This window comes from Ramlibacter sp., assembly GCF_035548915.1.
Taxonomy (GTDB): Bacteria; Pseudomonadota; Gammaproteobacteria; order Burkholderiales; family Burkholderiaceae_C; genus Ramlibacter.
Genome location: NZ_DASZSE010000022.1, coordinates 1 through 17,928, shown reverse-complemented (window position 1 = coordinate 17,928; position 17,928 = coordinate 1). Strand labels below are relative to the sequence as shown.

General features: G+C 68.5%; 14 protein-coding genes. 2 read left to right on the top strand and 12 right to left on the bottom strand.

What is annotated here, in order from left to right; all coding sequences use genetic code 11:
* Nucleotides 1-21 precede the first annotated feature (21 nt).
* Nucleotides 22-1,155, top strand: coding sequence for an FAD-binding oxidoreductase (locus VHA82_RS06850; protein WP_325541797.1), 1,134 nt, complete (start codon nucleotides 22-24; stop codon nucleotides 1,153-1,155).
* Nucleotides 1,156-1,162: 7 nt separating this feature from the next.
* Here the strand turns inward: VHA82_RS06850 and dxs are convergent, their stop codons facing one another.
* The 9 genes from dxs to VHA82_RS06805 form a co-directional block, all read right to left on the bottom strand.
* The gene (dxs, locus tag VHA82_RS06845) at nucleotides 1,163-3,037 is read right to left on the bottom strand and encodes a 1-deoxy-D-xylulose-5-phosphate synthase (protein ID WP_325541795.1); all 1,875 of its coding nucleotides are present in this window, start codon (nucleotides 3,035-3,037) and stop codon (nucleotides 1,163-1,165) included.
* A gap of 2 nt (nucleotides 3,038-3,039) precedes the next feature.
* A complete protein-coding gene (gene ispH, locus VHA82_RS06840) occupies nucleotides 3,040-4,032 on the bottom strand; it encodes a 4-hydroxy-3-methylbut-2-enyl diphosphate reductase (RefSeq protein WP_325541793.1) in 993 nt (330 codons plus the stop codon).
* A gap of 206 nt (nucleotides 4,033-4,238) precedes the next feature.
* Nucleotides 4,239-4,469 (bottom strand): hypothetical protein, encoded by a 231-nt coding sequence (locus tag VHA82_RS06835; RefSeq protein ID WP_325541791.1) that lies wholly within the window; start codon nucleotides 4,467-4,469, stop codon nucleotides 4,239-4,241.
* A 120-nt stretch (nucleotides 4,470-4,589) separates the two neighbouring features.
* A complete protein-coding gene (locus VHA82_RS06830) occupies nucleotides 4,590-5,030 on the bottom strand; it encodes a cyclic nucleotide-binding/CBS domain-containing protein (RefSeq protein ID WP_325541789.1) in 441 nt (146 codons plus the stop codon).
* 33 nt (nucleotides 5,031-5,063) lie between these two features.
* Nucleotides 5,064-6,119: a 2-oxoacid:ferredoxin oxidoreductase subunit beta gene (locus VHA82_RS06825; RefSeq protein ID WP_325541787.1), complete on the bottom strand. Its 1,056-nt coding sequence runs from the start codon at nucleotides 6,117-6,119 to the stop codon at nucleotides 5,064-5,066.
* Nucleotides 6,116-7,942, bottom strand: a complete 1,827-nt coding sequence (locus VHA82_RS06820) for a 2-oxoacid:acceptor oxidoreductase subunit alpha (protein WP_325541785.1) — start codon at nucleotides 7,940-7,942, stop codon at nucleotides 6,116-6,118. The genes VHA82_RS06825 and VHA82_RS06820 overlap by 4 nt, the downstream gene beginning before the upstream one ends.
* Before the next feature lie 2 nt (nucleotides 7,943-7,944).
* Nucleotides 7,945-9,792, bottom strand: coding sequence for an FAD-dependent oxidoreductase (locus VHA82_RS06815; protein ID WP_325541783.1), 1,848 nt, complete (start codon nucleotides 9,790-9,792; stop codon nucleotides 7,945-7,947).
* 188 nt (nucleotides 9,793-9,980) lie between these two features.
* Complete coding sequence (locus VHA82_RS06810; RefSeq protein ID WP_325541781.1) at nucleotides 9,981-10,340, bottom strand: hypothetical protein; 360 nt, start codon at nucleotides 10,338-10,340, stop codon at nucleotides 9,981-9,983.
* Nucleotides 10,341-10,354: 14 nt separating this feature from the next.
* Nucleotides 10,355-11,827, bottom strand: coding sequence for a hypothetical protein (locus VHA82_RS06805; RefSeq protein ID WP_325541779.1), 1,473 nt, complete (start codon nucleotides 11,825-11,827; stop codon nucleotides 10,355-10,357).
* Between the two features lie 39 nt (nucleotides 11,828-11,866).
* Between VHA82_RS06805 and VHA82_RS06800 the strand changes: the two genes are divergently transcribed.
* On the top strand, nucleotides 11,867-12,763 hold the full coding sequence (locus tag VHA82_RS06800; RefSeq protein ID WP_325541777.1) for a hypothetical protein: 897 nt from the start codon (nucleotides 11,867-11,869) through the stop codon (nucleotides 12,761-12,763).
* Nucleotides 12,764-12,810: 47 nt separating this feature from the next.
* Here the strand turns inward: VHA82_RS06800 and VHA82_RS06795 are convergent, their stop codons facing one another.
* From VHA82_RS06795 to VHA82_RS06785, 3 genes are read right to left on the bottom strand one after another with little or no spacing between them, the layout of a single operon-like run.
* Nucleotides 12,811-14,712 carry an EAL domain-containing protein gene (locus VHA82_RS06795; RefSeq protein ID WP_325541775.1) on the bottom strand — a complete coding sequence of 634 codons (1,902 nt, stop codon included), beginning with the start codon at nucleotides 14,710-14,712 and terminating at the stop codon, nucleotides 12,811-12,813.
* Nucleotides 14,713-14,736: 24 nt separating this feature from the next.
* Nucleotides 14,737-17,214, bottom strand: a complete 2,478-nt coding sequence (locus tag VHA82_RS06790; protein WP_325541773.1) for a PAS domain-containing sensor histidine kinase — start codon at nucleotides 17,212-17,214, stop codon at nucleotides 14,737-14,739.
* On the bottom strand, nucleotides 17,211-17,783 hold the full coding sequence (locus VHA82_RS06785; protein ID WP_325541771.1) for a hypothetical protein: 573 nt from the start codon (nucleotides 17,781-17,783) through the stop codon (nucleotides 17,211-17,213). Before VHA82_RS06785 ends, VHA82_RS06790 begins: the two co-directional genes overlap by 4 nt.
* Nucleotides 17,784-17,928: the final 145 nt, after the last annotated feature.

Genomic DNA, 17,928 nt, shown 5'->3' with positions numbered 1-17,928 from the left:
CATATGTACGGGAAATTGTACATGACCGACTTCGACATCGCGATCATCGGCGCCGGCATCGCGGGCGCATCGCTCGCTTACCGCCTCGCGCCGCACCGGCGCACCGTGCTGCTGGAGCGCGAATCGCAGCCCGGGTATCACTCCACCGGCCGGTCGGCGGCGATGTTCATGGAAAGCTACGGCCCGCCGATGGTGCGGGCGTTGACGCGCGCGAGCCGCGCCTTCTACGAATCGCCGCCCGCGGGCTTCAGCGAAGTCGCGTTGCTGCATCCGCGAGGCGCGCTCTACGTGGCGACGCGCGAACAGGCCCCCCTGCTCGACGAGACGTACGCAGCCCTCGCCTCGACGGGCGGCGCGATCGAACGGCTCGATGGCGCGGCGGCGCTCGCGATGGCGCCCTGCCTGCGACCCGGATTCGTCCACGAGGCGCTCTACGAACGCGACGCGCAGGACATCGACGTCGGCGCGCTGCATCAAGGCTTTCTGCGCGGCTTCCGGCGCGCGGGCGGCACAGTGCGCACGAGCTCGGAAGTCGTCGGGGCGAAACGATCTCAGGACGTCTGGGAGATCGCGCTTGCCGAGGGCGAAGCGGTTCGCGCGCACGTCGTCGTCGATGCGGCGGGCGCCTGGGCCGACGACGTGGCACGTGCCTTCGGTGCGGCGCCACTCGGCTTCGAGCCACGCCGCCGCAGTGCGTTCACCTTCAGGCCGCCGGAAGGCATCGACACTGCCCGCTGGCCCACCGTCGCCGGCATCGACGAAAGCTGGTACTTCAAGCCCGATGCCGGACAGCTCCTCGGTTCACCCGCCAACGCGGACCCCGTCGCGCCGCACGACGTCGTGCCGGAAGAACTCGACATCGCGATCGGGATCGATCGCATCGAATCGGTGACCACGCTGAGCATCCGCCGCCCGACCGCGACCTGGGCGGGACTGAGAACCTTCGCGCCCGACGGCGAAATCGTGATCGGCTTCGACGATGCGGTGCCTGAATTCTTCTGGCTCGCGGGCCAGGGCGGCTATGGCATCCAGAGCGCGGCCGGGGCGTCTTCCTTCGCGTCGTCGCTGCTGCTCGCAGAACCGTTGCCTGCCGCGTTGCGCGAGCAAGGCGTGGATGCGGTGGCGCTGTCGCCCCGACGCCTGCGCGGCGCCTGAGCGCGACTCAGCAGAACCGCTGCGCGATCGCGCGCTCGATGCCTGGCGCATCGAGCCCCGCGCCCTGCAGAATCTTCGCCGGATCGCCGTGCTCCACGAATGCATCGGGCAAGCCGAGTTGCAGCACCCGCGTGCACACGCCGTGCGCCTGGAGCGCCTCCAGCACTTCACTGCCGGCGCCGCCCTTCACGCAGCCCTCTTCCACCGTGACGAGCGCATCGTGCGTGCGCGCGAGATCGAGCAGCAGTTCCACGTCGAGCGGCTTCACGAAGCGCATGTTCGCCACCGTCGCATCGAGCCGCTCGCCCGCGGCGCATGCGGCATGGAGCAACGTGCCGAAGGCAAGGATGGCAATGCGCCTTCCCTTGCGGCGAACCTCGCCACGGCCCCACGGCAGCGAGGCGAGCTCAGGCGGCACGGCAACGCCCACACCTTCGCCGCGCGGATACCGAACGGCCACCGGGTGATCCTGATCGAACGCGGTAGTGAGCATCTGCCTGCACTCGCTCTCGTCGGCGGGAACGAGCACGCTGAAATTCGGCAGGCACCGCAGGAAGGCGATGTCGAACGCACCGCAGTGCGTCGCACCATCGGCGCCGACGACGCCGGCACGATCGAGCGCGAAGACGACGGGCAGCTTCTGGATCGCGACATCGTGGATCGCCTGATCGTAGGCGCGCTGCATGAAAGTCGAATAGATCGCGACGACCGGCTTCAGCCCTTCGCAGGCCAGGCCCGCGGCAAACGTGACGGCGTGCTGCTCGGCGATGGCGACGTCGTGATACCGCTTCGGAAATCGGCGCGCGAATTCGACCATGCCCGACCCTTCGCGCATGGCGGGCGTGATGCCGACCAGCCGCTCGTCCTTCGCGGCCATGTCGCAGAGCCATTGCCCGAAGACCTGCGTGTAAGTCGGCTTCGAGGGCGCTTGCGATTTCTTCAATCCCACGGCGGGATCGAACTTGCCGGGCCCGTGATAGGCCACGGGGTCGGCCTCGGCGAGCGCGTAGCCCTGCCCTTTTTTTGTGACGACGTGGAGCAACTGCGGGCCCTTCAGCTCGCGCGCATTCCGCAGCGCGGGCACGAGCGAGTCGAGATCGTGGCCGTCGATCGGCCCGGTGTAGTGGAAGCCGAGCTCCTCGAAGATCGTGCGGCACCCGACGCGTGTGCTGCACGCGAGCGAATGCTTCAACGCGCCCACCGAAGGCGAGATGGACATGTCGTTGTCGTTCAGGATGACGAGCATGTCGGCGCCGCACGCGGCCGCGTTGTTCAAGGCCTCGAAGGCCATGCCGCCGGTGAGCGCGCCATCGCCGATGATGGCGACCGCCTTGCGGCTCTCCCCCTTCAGCTTCGCCGCCACGGCCATGCCGAGCGCGGCGGAGATGGAAGTCGACGAGTGCGCGGTGCCGAAAGCGTCGTATTCGCTCTCGTCGCGGCGCGGAAACCCGCTCATGCCGCCGAACTGCCGCAGCGAGGCCATGGCATCGCGGCGGCCCGTGAGAATCTTGTGCGGATAGGCCTGGTGCCCGACGTCCCACACGAGCCGGTCGTGCGGCGTGTCGAACGCGTAGTGCAGCGCGATGGCGAGCTCGACGGTGCCCAGGTTGGACGACAGGTGGCCGCCCGTGCCGGAGACGCTGCGCACGATGAATTCGCGCAGTTCGCGTGCGAGCTGATGCAGTTGCGCGCGCGAGAGACGGCGCAGCTGCGCGGGACTTTCGATCAACGGGAGCAATGCGATGGCCGCTGCGTCGGGGACATCGGACCTGGGACGCGCGATCGGCGGGAGCGTATCTTCCGGATCGCGGGGCCGCGCGAGCCCGCCGGCGACGATCGTGTGGGTGACGGAAGACTGCGCACTCGTCTGTTCGAACTGCATCGTTACGCTCCCAGCCGCATTTGCGAGGACATGGCCAGGCCGGAGCGGCCAAGCGCGGAGAACGAGGACCGCATCGGCCGCATGCCCTTGGGCATCGGGAAGGTGACCTTCTCTTCGGGCCCATCGAGCTCGTGGACCCTGGTCGCGCCGGCGGCCTTGAGCATCGCGACCACGTCGTTCACGAGCTGCGGCGGCGCCGAGGCCCCGGCCGTCACGCCGACGCGTGCGGCGCCCACGAGCCATGCGGGGTCGACCTGCTCCGCGCGGTCGACGCGGTAGGCGCGCGCTCCGTGCTCTTCGGCCACCGCCGCGAGACGGCCGGTGTTGTGGCTCTGCACCGAGCCCACGACGATGATCACGTCGCACTTCGGCGCCATCATCTTCACGGCGGACTGCCGGTTCTGCGAGGCGTAGCAGACGTCGTCGGTCTTCGGTCCGACCGCATCCGGAAATCTTGCGCGGATGGCGCCGACGAGTTCCGCCGCTTCGTCGAGCGAGAGCGTCGTCTGCGTGGCCCATGCGACCCGAAGCGGGTCCTGCACCGTGACGCGAGCGACGTCGGCGACGGTTTCCACGACGTGCACGCCGCCTTCCACCTGGCCCATCGTGCCGATGATCTCGTCGTGCTTCGCCTGGCCGACGAGAATCACCTCCCGGCCCTGCGCGCGATGGCGCACGACTTCGTGATGCACCTTGTTCACGAGCGGGCACGTCGCATCGAACACGCGCATCCCGCGATGCTCGGCTTCGCGCATGATGCGTTGCGGGACACCGTGCGCGTTGAAGACGAGCACCGCGCCATTGGGCGCTTCGTCGAGCGAGGTGATGAAGTGCGCGCCCTTGCCGCTCAGGGCGCCGAGCACGACGTTGTTGTGCACGATCTCGTGGTAGACGTAGACCGGGGCACCGAAGCTTTCGAGCGCCTGTTCGACGATGGCGATCGCACGATCGACACCGGAACAGAAACTTCTGGGATTCGCAAGCAGGACGTCCATCGCACCTCCGGACAACAGGCTCGAACACGTAGCTCCCTTGCGATGCATTCTTGGTGTTTCACATGGGGGCGAACACTATGCGAACGTCTCGCCACGCGAGGCGAAGCCCCTTGGCCTCATCGGCAGGGGCGTGCCCTCACCCCAACCCTCTCCCAGAGGGAGAGGGAGTAACAGCCCGTCCGTCAGACCGTTGTGCCGCCAACACTCTAGGCAGCAAGCGCGAGGCCGGACTGCCGCCTTTCGAAGTGCCGGAACAATTCGACTGCCATCTCTCGCAGTCCGGTGTCGGCCAGCGTATGCGCGAGCTGAAGCTGCTGCAGCGCATAGAGCCGGTCGTGCTTCATGAGGGTGCTGCTGACGGGAAAACCGTGGCCGGCCATTCTCAGCGTGAACGCCTGCAGGGCGGAAACCGGCCAGTCGGTCTGTGCGGATGTCATGTGGAACCTCCGTCGCCCGGCACAAAGAAGTCCAGGTGCCTATTTGTGGCGCGGAGGGTCTACCAAAGCAACTAGCCGAAAGTCTCGACGCGATTCTTCACGAAGGCGCTTGCGCCCCCATCAGCCGAGCGCGTCGTTCACCTGCTCGTTGAACTCCGTCTGGCTGAGCGCCGCGCTCACTTCACGCGGCAGCGCATCGCGCACGGAAAACACGCCCAGGATGCGGTTGCCCGGCGCGACGATGGGGATGTGGCGGAAGCCCCGCTCGATCATGATGACGACCGCGTTCGCCACCGTCGTCTCGGGCGGGACGCAGATGGGGTTGGGCGTCATCACGGCGCGAACCGACGTGGTGTCGGGGTCCACCGATTTCGCGAGCACCCGGTTCATCAGGTCGCGCTCGGTAAGGATGCCCAGGAGCTTGTCCGGCGGCTCCATCACGAGAATGCTGCCGACCCCCGCCCGGGCCATGGCGCACGCCGCTTCCCGGACGGTGCCTTGCGGCGGCACGCTCAGCACGTGCTTTTGCGACAGTGACTGGAATACGGTTCTCTCGGCCATGCGGAGCCTCCTTCCTCGAAATTGTCGCGCGCCCTAGCGCAGCGCCGCGTTGATCTTCGACAAGGCGACCGCCCCGGGACACAGCGTGTCGGGCCCGAGCGCGTTGAGCGGCTTGTCGCTCGTATTGAGCGCAGTGTGCAGGTCGGTCGCGAGCGGGTCAACATAAAGCAGCCCCGTCACGATCTCCCCGCGCGCCTGGTGGTGCTGCATGTACGCCATCGCCGCATAGCGGTCCGTCGGGTCGTAGTCCGAGTGAAGACTGCGCAGGCGCAGGATGGTGCCGTCGTGCTGCCGCACGTCCACCACTTCACCTGGCGCATAGGCCACGGTGATCTCGTCGCGGCCCGAGATGAAGTCGATACGGCTCACGGCCTCGTTGTGCTCGCGGATGTAGTCGTAGCTCTTCGTGCTGCCCGGATGGTTGTTGAAGGCAACGCAGGGACTCACGACGTCGATGAAAGCAGCGCCGCCGTGGGTGATCGCGCCCTTCACGAGCGGCACGAGCTGGTCCTTGTTGCCCGAGAACCCCCGCGCCACGTACGTCGCGCCCAGCTGCAGCGCCATCGCGACCAGGTCCACCGGACTGTCGTGATTCACCACGCCCTTCTTGCTCTTGGAGCCGCTGTCGGCCGTCGCGGAGAACTGCCCCTTGGTGAGGCCGTAGACGCCGTTGTTCTCCACGATGTAGGCCATGCGCACGCCGCGGCGCATCGCATGCGCGAACTGCCCGAGCCCGATCGAGGCGGAGTCCCCGTCGCCCGAAACGCCGAGATACAGCAGCTCGCGATTGGCGAGGTTCGCGCCCGTGAGCACCGAAGGCATGCGCCCGTGCACCGTGTTGAAGCCGTGGGACGCACCGAGAAAGTAGTCCGGCGTCTTCGAGCTGCAGCCGATGCCCGAGAGCTTGGCCACGCGGTGCGGTTCGATGTCGAGCTCCCAGCAGGCCTGCACGATGGCCGCCGAGATTGAATCGTGCCCGCAGCCCGCGCACAGCGTGGAGACCTTGCCTTCGTAGTCGCGCCGCGTGTATCCGACCTTGTTGGTCTCGAGCGTCGGATGGTGCAGGCGCGGCTTGGCGATGTACGTCATGCGACGTCCTCCTTGATCTTGCTTCCCACTTGCTGCGTGATCGCGTGCGTGATGAACTGCGCGGTGATCGGCGTGCCGTCGTAGTGCAGCACCTTCACGAGCCTGGCCGGGTCGATCTGAAGCTCGTTCACGATGAGGCTGTGCATCTGCGCGTCGCGGTTCTGCTCGACGAGGAACACGCGCTCGTGCACGCGGATGAATTCAGCCACGCTGTCGGGAAACGGAAAGCCCCGCAGCCGCATCGCGTCCACGTGGATGCCCGCCGCCGCGAGCGCTTCCAGCGCTTCCTGCATCGCGGGGCTGGTCGAGCCGAAGTAGATGACGCCGAGCGGCGTCGGCTCGTGCGCGACGCGGATCACCGGCTGCGGCACGAGCGCCGCGGCGGTGCGGAACTTCTTCAGCAGCCGCTCCATGTTGTAGACGTAATCCGGGCCGCGCTCGGAATACCGCGCATACGGATCGCGCGTGGTGCCGCGAGTGAAGTACGCGCCCTTCGTCGGATGCGTGCCGGGCAACGTGCGCCACGGGATGCCGTCGCCGTCCACGTCCTTGTACCGGCCGAAGTCGCGGCCCGCCTCGAGCTCCTCGGCGGTCATCACTTTGCCGCGGTCGAACATCCTCGCGTCGTCCCATTCGAACGGATCGCACAGGCGCTGGTTCATCCCGATGTCCAGATCGGTCATCACGAAGACGGGCGTCTGCAGCCGGTCCGCGAGGTCCAGCGCCGCAGCCGCGTGCTCGAAGCATTCGTGCGGATCCTCGGGAAGCAGGAGGATGTGCTTCGTGTCGCCGTGCGATGCGTAGGCGGCCGCGAGCAAGTCGGCCTGCTGCGTGCGCGTCGGCATGCCGGTCGAAGGGCCGCCGCGCTGCACGTCGATGATCGTGACGGGGATCTCGGCGAAATAGGCGAGGCCGATGAACTCGGTCATGAGCGAGACGCCCGGCCCGGACGTTGCGGTGAAGGCTCGCGCGCCGTTCCACCCCGCGCCTACCACCATGCCGATCGATGCGATCTCGTCTTCGGCCTGCACGATCGCGAAGCGGTTCTGGCCCGTGTTCGCATCCACGCGATAGCGCGCGCAGAAACGCTGGAACGCCTCCGCACAGGAGGACGAGGGAGTGATCGGATACCACGCGCAGACGGTGGCGCCGCCGTACACCGCGCCCAGCGCGGCCGCGGCGTTGCCGTCCACGAAGATGCGCTCGCCCACCTTGTCCGCGCGCTTCACGCGGATGCCGAGCGGCCACTTCAGGTGTTCCTTGGCGAAGTCGCGGCCGAGATGCAGCGCCTGCACGTTGGAGGCGAGCAGCTTCTCCTTGCCCTTGTACTGCTCGCCGAAGAGCTTTTCGATCACCTCCGGCTCGATTTCCAGCAGGACCGAGAGCGCGCCCACGTACACGATGTTCTTGAAAAGCTGCCGCTGCCGCGGGTCGGTGTAGACCGCGTTGCAGATTTCGGTGAGCGGCATGCCGATCACCGTGATGTCGTCGCGAAACCGCTCGCGCGGCATCGGCCGCGTGCTGTCGTAGAAGAGATAGCCGCCCGGCGAGAGCTCGGCCACGTCGGCGTCCCAGGTCTGCGGATTCATCGCGACCATCATGTCCACGCCGCCGCGCCGGCCGAGCCAGCCCGCCTCGCTCACCCGCACCTCGTACCACGTGGGCAGGCCCTGGATGTTGCTCGGGAAGATGTTGCGCGGGCTCACCGGCACGCCCATGCGCAGGATTGCCTTGGCGAAGAGCTCGTTGGCCGAGGCCGAGCCCGAGCCGTTCACGTTCGCGAACTTGACGACGAAATCGTTGACCGCCTGGATGTCGTTCATGCTCACTCCGCCGCCGCCACTGCTGCCGCCGCCTCGCCACGAAGCACGCCGTCGCGGCACTTCGGCCCCGCGTGCGTCATGTCCAGAAGGAATTTCTGCATGTCCCACGCGCCCGTCGGGCAGCGCTCGGCGCACAGGCCGCAGTGCAGGCACACGTCCTCGTCCTTCACCATCACGCGGTTCGTCTTGAGCGTGCCGGAGACGTACAGCGCCTGCGCGAGATTGACCGCGGGCGCCTTCAGATGCCGCCTGAGCTCGGGCTCCTCGTCATTGCCGGTGAAGGTGATGCAGTCCATCGGGCAGATGTCCACGCACGCGTCGCACTCGATGCAAAGCTGCTGCGTGAAGACCGTCTGCACGTCGCAGTTGAGGCACCGGTGCGCTTCCTTGAGCGCCGTCTTCGTGTCGAAGCCGAGTTCGACTTCGACCTTGATGCTCGCGAGCGCCTTCTCCGCCTTTGCCCACGGCACCTTGAAGCGCAGGTCGAGCGACGTGTCGTTGTCGTAGCTCCACTCGTGGATGCCCATCTTCTGCGACATCAGGTTCACGGTGGGCGGCGGGCGCACCTTCGCGTCCTCGCCGTTCAGCATGCGGTCGATCGAGACCGCGGCTTCGTGGCCGTGCGCGACGGCCGTGATGATGTTCTTCGGACCGAACGCCGCATCGCCGCCGAAGAAGACGTTGGGCACGGTCGACTGCAGCGTGTCCTTGTCGAGCACGGGCAGGCCCCACTTGTCGAATTCGATGCCGCTGTCGCGCTCGATCCAGGGAAAGGCGTTTTCCTGGCCGACGGCGATCAGCACGTCGTCGCATTCGAAGAAGGCGTCGGGCTCTCCCGTGGGCACGAGCTTGCGGTTGCCCTTCGCGTCGTATTCGGCGCGCACGATCTCGAAGGTCATGCCCTTCAGCTCGCCGCTTTCGTGGATGAAGGCCTTGGGCACGTGGTAGTTCACGATCGGGATGCCCTCGTGCATGGCATCTTCCTTCTCCCAGGGCGAGGCCTTCATCTCCTCGAAGCCGCTTCGCACGATCACCTTCACGTCGTCGCCGCCCAGGCGCCGCGACGACCGGCAGCAATCCATCGCGGTGTTGCCGCCTCCGAGCACGATCACGCGCCTTCCGATCCGCGTGATGTGCCCGAACGACACGGACGCGAGCCAGTCGATGCCGATGTGGATGTGCTTCGCGGCTTCCGTCCGCCCGGGGATGTCGAGGTCGCGCCCGCGCGGCGCGCCGCAGCCGACGAAGATCGCGTCGTAGCCCTGCGCGAGCAGCCACTTCATCGAATCGATGTTGCGCCCGCCCACGAAGCGCGTGCCCATCTCGAGGATGTAGCCGCATTCCTCGTCGATCACTTCCTCCGGCAGGCGAAAGCGCGGCACCTGCGTGCGCATGAAGCCGCCGGTCGACGCTTCGCCGTCGAACACGGTGACGTCGTAGCCGAGCGGCACGAGATCGCGCGCGACGGTGAGCGACGCGGGCCCCGCGCCGACGCACGCGATGCGCTTTCCGTTGCTCTCGCCCTTGCGCGGCATGCGCTGCCTCACGCTCGCGTCCTTGTTGTCGGCGGCCACGCGCTTCAGCCGGCAGATGGCCACAGGCTCGGGATCGCCCGCGTTGTTCTCCTCCACGCGGCCGCGGCGGCACGCGGGCTCGCAAGGGCGGTCGCACGTGCGCCCGAGAATGCCCGGGAACACGTTGGACACCCAGTTGATCATGTAGGCGTCGCTGTAGCGGCCCTGCGCGATCAGGCGGATGTATTCGGGAACGGGGGTATGGGCCGGGCACGCCCACTGGCAATCGACGACCTTGTGGAAGTAGGCCGGATCGTTGATGTTCGACGGCTGCAAGAGGGATGTCTCCTTCGCCTGCCTCGCACACGGCCCCGGGCCGGGGCCGAGAACAGCTCTTCATTTCGGTGGCAGGACCGCTTGGCAGTCTACGCTTTCGAGAATGCAATCCCGTCTTCGGGGATTCCCGAAGCGCCGCCGCTCGCATGCGGCTTGATCCGCATCAAGTGCGCCTCGCCGGGGGGCGTTCACTGCGGGTTCTTGCGCGCGAGCGCTTCCTCCTCCTCGATCGCGCGGGCAAGCGCCTGTTGCGCGGATGCGATTTCGGCTCGCTCGCGTTCAGCCTGCGCGCCCGCGGCCCGTGCCTTGGCGGCGACTGCGGCCGCCGCGGCGGCGTTCGCCTCGGCGGTCCTGCGTTCGGCATCCGCCGCGTCCTGCTGCACCTGCCGAGCCGCCTCGTCGCGCTGGGTCTTCGCCTGCCAGCCGAAATAGCCCGCGCCCGCGGCCGCTACAGCCACGGCGACGGCCAGCAGCGGCGCGATCCAGCGCGAGGAAGCTCCCGCGGTGTCGGTGGAGCCGGGGGCGAGCCCCTTCGGTGTCATGTCCATGGGAAACGTCTTCCTCAGGTACGCAGGCAGTCGGGCCTGCGCGTGCAGGCCTGCACGCGCTTCATGTTGTCTTCCACGCGCAGGTAGAAGCCGTTGAGCATGTCCTGCAGGTCGGGCAGGGGCACCTCCACCTGCTGCTTCGGCACGCAGCTTCCCACGCGGCTCGTGACGACCACCGTGCGCGCCACGCCGGTGCCGTTCGGCGGGGCGGCCAGGCGGATCAGGTCGCCCGAGTTGAGCAGGCATTCGTCGCCCGTGTCCGCATCGCGCACCGTGAGCGGCGCCGAGGCCTGGAAGAGATAGATTCGCATGTACCCGGAGTTCGCGATGTCCGCCACCGTCGGCATGTGCCCGTTCTCGTGCTGCGCGATCGCAAGGCGCACCTGCTGGCGGATTTCCTGCCGCACTTCCTCGGGCACCTGCACCGGCGTCATCGCGTCGATCGCCTGGCTCGTGTTCACCGCGGCCGCCTTGATGGCATCGGGGTCGGCGCCCTGAGCGGCGAGCTGCGATCGCACCGTGTTGTCCGCGAGCCCTTGCTGCACCTGCTGCTGCACTTCGCCCAGCTCGCCCCTGAGCGACGCCATCTCCGGCGCGTCGGCCGGCACGGGAACGGCGCCTTCGGCGAAGGCACTGGATATCTGCAGGTCGCCCATGAGGTCGATCGGGTCGGCATAGCTTTCGACCGGGCTCGCGAAGGACACCACGCGGCCAGGGCAGTACACGCAGGCCGGTGCGATCACGACCGGCACCGCGAGCGGCCGCCAGAAGATCGAATAGAACACGCGCTCGAAGAGCCTCGGACGCCAGACGTACACGGGGATGCCGTAGACCGGTTCCTCGTAGTAGGTGCGCACGACAGGCGCCCGGTAGAAGTAGGGCGCGCCGCGGAAGTAGTCGGCATAGACCGTGCGCTCGATGATTCGCACGGGCGCGCCGCCCAGGCGCTGCGTGCCGTACTTCTCGCGATAGAAGGGCTGGCCGTTCGCGAACGTCGCGGCGCGCAGGCCGTTCGTGTAGTTGAAGAAGCTCGCGCCCGCGCCGATGCGCCGCGCGCTGTAGTCGGGCGCCTGCGTCACGCGATAGCCCTGCGAGTAGAGGCGACTCACCGTTGCGTTGCGCCGGTCTTCGGTCTGGCGAAAGCCGCTCACGAGAGGCGCGCCCGTGGGCGTCGTGCGATTGACCATCACCGTGCGCGAGCCGTCGGGGTTCTGCTGATTCGCCGCGAAGCCGCCGCGCGCGCCGCGCGGCGTGAGGGTCGTGTTGCCGTTCAGCGCGAGGGCGCGGCCTGGCGGCTGTCGTTGCGACGCCGCTGCGGCAGGCTGCGCGGGCGCGGGGGGCGCGGCCGTGCCGGGCGCCTGGACGCCGCCTGGCGGGGCGAAGGCCTGTGGCGGTTTGACCGCCATCGGACCGCCCGGCTGCGCAAGCGGCCCCTGCGAAGGCGGGGCGAAGGGGCGGGCCTGCTGCAAGGGGGCGACCGGCTGCATGGACTGCACGGGCGAGGCCTGGTGCGCCTGAGGCAGGCGTTGCTGTTGCTGCTGATGCTGCTGCTGTTGCTGTTGCTGATGTTGCTGCGGTGCGGCGAACTGCTGCGAATGCGGCAGAGGCGCCTGCGGCCGGGCCCCATTCGGCACAGACGGTGGCTGCGGATGCTGCGGTGTCTGTGCCCGCCGCTGCTCATCGCGTTGCGCACGCTGCTGCGCTTCCTGCTGTGCGCGCTGTTGCTGCGCCCTCTGTTCGGCCTCATGCCGGGCGCGCTGCTGCGCTTCCTGCTGTGCACGCTGTTGTTCTTGCTGCGCCCTCTGCTGCGCGTCATGCTGGGCGCGCTGCTGCGCCTCCTGCTGCGCGCGCTGTTGCTGCTGCTGTTGCGCCCTCTGCTGCGCGTCGTGCTGGGCGCGCTGCTGCGCCTCCTGCTGCGCGCGATGTTGCTGCTGTTGCTGTTGCTGCTGCTCTTGCGCCCTCTGTTGCGCGTCATGCTGGGCGCGCTGCTGCGATTCCTGCTGCGCGCGCTGTTGCTGCTGCTGCGCCCTCTGCTGCGCCCTCTGTTGCGCCTCCTGCTGCACGCGCTGCTGCGCTTCCATCTGCGCTCGGTGCTGCTGCAGTTGTTGTTGTTGTTGCTGCTGAGCCTCTCGGGCGGAACGCTGCTGGGCTTCCTGCTGCGCCCGCATCTGGGCCTCGCGCTGCGCCCGCATCTGCGCTTCCTGTTGCGCGCGCTGCTGCTGCTGCTGTTGTTGTTGCTGCAGCTGTTGCTGCTGTTGCTGCGCCGCCCGCTGAGCGCGCTGCTGCTGCTCCAGGCACTGCCGGTCATGCGGCGCGCAGTCGGCGGCATGAGCGCCATGAAAAAGAGCCGCCATGAGCCATGCGGCCGCGGCGAATCGCGAATACGACTCCACGAAGGTCTCCTCCTCGATGCCGCGCGATGATGCACCAAAGGGTAGCGGCCCGCAACCGATGCGGCCGCCCTCGTCCCTCAGTGCCCCTGCGCGCCCGGTCCGCCCTGCAGGCCCTTGCGGCGGGGCGCGAGGCGCTTGCGCGCGAACTCCTGCGCCTCGAGCGGCTGATCCGCCACCGGGCCGCAGTACTGGTCGGCCCCATGATGGCGCAGCACGTCGAGCTGGTGCAGGTTTTCCACGGCGGTCACGACGCACTTCCAACCCATGCCCTTGGCAAGCGCGATCGACTGCCGCGCGACGGTTTCGGTCCGCGCATCGGAGGCGAATTCGCGCATGAGCGACGCATCGAGCCGCACCTGATCGATAGGCAGGTGCGCGAGCGCGATGAGAGAGCCCGCGGCGACGCCGAACCTCCCCACGCCAATACGCAAGTCCATTCGCGCGAGCGCGATCAGGGCCTGCGCATCCGAGGTGGAGAGTTCCTCCGCGCCCGGCACGCGCTGCCACTCGACGATGGCAAGACGCGGGTCCAGTCCGTCGCGCACCGCCTTGCGGGCAAGCGGCAGGAACGCCGCGGGGGCGATCTGCGCCACCGACAGGCTGATGCGCAGCGGCACGCAGTCGTGTCCTTCCGCGCGCCACGCGGCAAGCACGCTTTGCACCTCCTCCAGCTGCCACTCGGCGAATTCGCGCCCGAGGTCGGTGCTCGCCATGAGGTCCAGCAGCGCATCGCCCGCGATGGCGCCGCCCGCGCGCAGCCACGTGGGCACGACCTGCGCCGAAACCATCCAGCCCAGTTGCGCATCGAAGCATGGCTCGAAGCGCAGGGCGATCTGGTCGTGGCGCATGGCAAGCCGCAGTTCGGCGGCAGCGCCCAGGCTCGCCGCGGCGCTGCGGCCCAGCTCGGGCGAGAAGAACTCGTAGTTGTGCGGGCCGCGCTCCTTCGCCTTGCGCAGCGCGATGCTCGCCTTGCCCGCGAGCTCGTCGAAGCCGCGCGCGTCCTGCGGAAAGAGCGCGATGCCGATGCTGCAGGTGACGAAGAGCGTCTGGCCGCCGCGGTTCAACGCGCAGCCCGCCTCCTCCATGAGGCGGCTGATGAACGCCGCGACCATCTCCTCGCCTTCGACGTGCGGCAGCACGATCGCGAACTCGTCGCCCTCGAAGCGAAACAGGCGCGGCTGGTGCGTTTCGCTTCCCAGCTCGCCGCCCACTTCGCTTTCCACCGAGCTGGCGAGCCGCTTTGCAAGCCGCACGAGCACATGGTCGCCTACGGCGCGTCCGAGCGCGTCGTTCACGGGGCCCAGCCGGTCGACTCCGACATGCACAACGGCGCCGCGCGCGCCGCGCGCTTCGCTGTCGGCGATGACGTCGGCCATGTACCGGCTGTACATCAGGCGGTTCGGCAGGCCCGTGAGGCTGTCGTGATGCGTGAGGAAATCGCGGTAGGCCGTGGCGGCGAGCGTATTGCGAAGACGCAGCGCGAGCTCGCTCGGGTCGACGGGCTTCGGAAGGAAATCCATCGCGCCCGCGGCCAGGGCCTGCAGCTTCGCCTGCGGATCGGTCGCGCCCGTGAGCACGATGACCGGAATGTGCCTGAGCAAGGGGTCCTCGCGCATCTCGTTCAGGATGTCCATGCCGCTCACCTCGGGCATCGACAGATCGAGCAGCAGCACGGCCGGCATCCGCTCGTGCAGCAGCGCGATCGCCGTGCGCGAGTCGCTCGTGTGCATGAAGTTGCGGTAACCGGCCTCCTGCAGGAAGGCCTGCGTCATCTCGATGTTGAGCGCCTCGTCGTCGACCATCATGATCGCGGCGTCGGCAAGCGCGTTCGACGAGCGGTGCGAGCCGCTACCCTGGCGCGGCGAGGCGACCAGCAGCGCTTCCTCGATCAGCCCGCCCACGGGCGGGAACATGATCGGCGTCGTCTCGGGCGCCTCGCGCGGGCGGTCGTCCGCGGCGTCAGCTGAATTCGTTGCCATGGGATCGTCCGGTCCAATCTTCCGTCATGTTTGCGGCACCTCCACGCGGGCCGACATGCCCTCGATGTCGAGCAGCAGCCGCGCCGCTTCGCCGGTCTCGCCCGCGCGGGCGTGCGCTTCGAGTTCGCGGGCGGGTTGCGTGAATGCATCGTAGCCGAGCGTGCCGGCGCCGCCGGCGAGCGCGTGTGCCACGCGAGCGAGCTGCGCCATGTCGCCCGAATCCTTCGCGGCGCGCGCGGTGGCGAGCAGCTCCGCGAGCCGCGCGGGAAACTTGCGAACGATCGGCGCAAGGCGCGCGTTCATCGCGAAGCGCGAGCGGATGGGTTCGAGCTGCGGGGACTCCGCCGCCGCTTCCGGCGCGAACTCGGTGGCCGCCGCGGGAGCGGCCGTGACTTGCAAATCGCGCAGTTCCTCGCCGCCCAGCAGCCGCGCGACTTCGGCAATGAGCCCATCGATGTCCACGGGCTTCGTGAGATATGCCGTGCACCCCGCGGCGAGCAGTTCCTCCTCGTAGCCCTTCATCGCGTTGGCCGTGAGCGCTACGACGGGCACGCTCACGCCGAGCCTGCGCAGCTCGCGCGTGGCGGCGAAGCCGTCCATCACCGGCATCTGCATGTCCATCAGCACGAGGTCGAACGGATGCGCGGCGAGCCGGTCGAGCGCCGCGCGTCCGTTCTCGGCCTCCTCGACCCACAGCCCCTGCTCGGCGAGCACGAGCGAGACGAGCTCGCGGTTTTCGGGACCGTCGTCCACCACCAGCACGCGCGACTCGGGGATGCGCCAGCGGGGCTTGCGCACGGCGTCCACCGTGGCCTTCGCGGCAAGCGCCTGCCCAGCGTCGATCCACTCGACGTCCGCGAGATCGCCCGTATCGAACGTGAACGTCATCGCCGTGCCGACTCCCGGCTCGCTTTGCGCGGTGACGTCGCCGCCGAGGGCGCGCGCGAGACGCCGGCTGATCGCGAGGCCGAGCCCGGTGCCGCCGAAGCGCCGGCTGATGGACGCGTCGGCCTGCGTGAACGCGTCGAACATCGACTCCACCTTGTCCTCGGCGATGCCGATGCCGCTGTCGCGAACGACGATGCGGTACCGGCCCGCCTCGCAGCTCGCTGTGACGGTGACGCCTCCGCGTTCGGTGAACTTGATGGCGTTGCTCATGAGATTGAGCAGCACCTGCCGCACGCGCGCGGGGTCGGAGAGCACGGCCGCCGGAACGCGGCCTTGCACCGCCGCGGTGAGCGCGATGGATTTCTCGCGCGCTTTCACTCCGAGCTCTTCGACGGCCGCGAGCATCGCCTCGTGCGGCGCGAAGCGAAGGCGCTCGATGGAGAGCTGCCCAGCTTCCACCTTGGACAGATCGAGGATGTCGTTGATGAGCGCAAGCAGGTGGCGCCCGCTCGCGCGGATGGTTTCGAGATAGTGCGAAGCGTCGCGCTCGCCGCGCCCGTAGCCGCGCCGCAGCAGCTCGGTGAAGCCGAGGATCGCGTTCATCGGCGTGCGAATCTCGTGGCTCATGTTGGCGAGGAATTCGCTCTTCGCGCGGTTGGCCGATTCAGCTTCCTCCTTGGCGGTTTCGAGCGCGGCCTTGCTTTGCTCCAGTTGCGTCACGTCCTCCAGGCTGATCAGCACGCCGCCCGCGCGCCCCGATGACGCGAGCACGGGCGAGCAGTTGACGACGAAGTTGCGCAGCTGCCCCTTCGCATCCACGAGCGTGAGGCGGCGGTCGCGCTGGACTTCACCGTGCTCGAGCGCGGCGAGCCACGGCTGCGCCTGCGCGGGCAGGATCGCGCCGGCCTCGTCGCGCCATTCGATGGCCGCCACCGGCGAGCCCATGAGGCTCTCGTTCGTGCGCCCGGCAAGGCGCACGAACGCATCGTTGGCGAGCACCACCTGCTGCTTCTGGTCGACGACGAGGAGGCCTTCGGTGAGGGAATCGAGCGCGGAGCGCACGCGCGGCGGAATCGCCTTGGACGGATCGAGATGGCGCAGCACGCGCGTGAGGTACACGTAAAAGGCGATGAAGCACACCGTGCCGCAGAAGGCGAGCAGCACGATGAGCGGCGTGCGCGCGATGCCCTCGAGGCCCGGTGCGGCGAGCGGCGCGAAACGCATCTCGAGCTGTCCCCAGGGGTGGCCGTCGGCGAAGAGCTGCACCTCGACCTGGCTGTCTTGCGCGGCGGGCGAATCCATCGGCTGCCAGCGGCGCGCATGCTCGCCCACCGCGAGCACGAGCCGCCCTTCGTGACTGCGAAGGCCGATGGAGCGCAGGTCCTCGTTGCGCTTCACCACGAACTGCAGCACGTCCGGCAGCCGCCGCTGGTCGGCGCCGCCGAGGATCGCGGTCGCGGCGGCTGCCACCGATTCGGCCAGCGCGAGCCGTCCTTCGCGCACCGCCGCCGCGCGGTCGGGGATGAGGCCGAAGAACGAAGCCGCGAGCAGCGCGGTGCTCACGATCGAGACGAGCCCGAGCGCGATGTACGAACGCGTGCCGAGCAACTTCACGAGAAGCCTCTCAGCGCATCGCCGCGGCGCGCGCGCTCTTTGCCGAGCACGTCGTCTTCCTCGTCGTCTTCGTCGTCCATGTGCGAAAGCACCGGCAGCGGGTCGAGCAGGCGCCAGGCGGGCAAGGCGGAAAGGTAGCTGCCCATGAGGACGCCGCCGCGCACGAGCCACAGCACGTAGGCCACGGAGACGCCGAGCGAGACGCCGGCCACCGTGATCGAGACGGACCGGTCGAGGTCGAATTCCTCGCGCAGCTTGTCTCGCGCGCGGTCGAGCTCCTGGAGGAATTCGTTGGAGTGCAGGCGCCGCTGCAGTTCCTCCGCGCTGATGGGCGAGGCGGAACCGTCGAGCCCGTGGAAGCCGTCGAAAGTGAATTCCACGTTCGGCTCGAACGCGATCGTGACCAGGTCGCGGCGCTCGGCAAGGACACCCGCGGCCGTGCGAGGTGTTTCGATGAAGACCGCGGCCGTCGCCGGGTCGCTCCGCAACGCGGGGTCGACGATCGCCGCGGGCACTTCGACGATCTGAGGCACGCCCGATGCGATGACTTTCGGTTCGTCGGGGGGCACTGGGGGGGCCGCGGCAGGCGGCCCGGCAACGGGTGGAGACGCACTGGGCGGCGGGCCCTCCGCCGCGATGGGCCGGTCTCCGGGCGGGGCGGTGGTGTCCGCTGTCGGAGGCAGTGTCGGGGCGGGTGTGGGGGCAGGTGTCGGG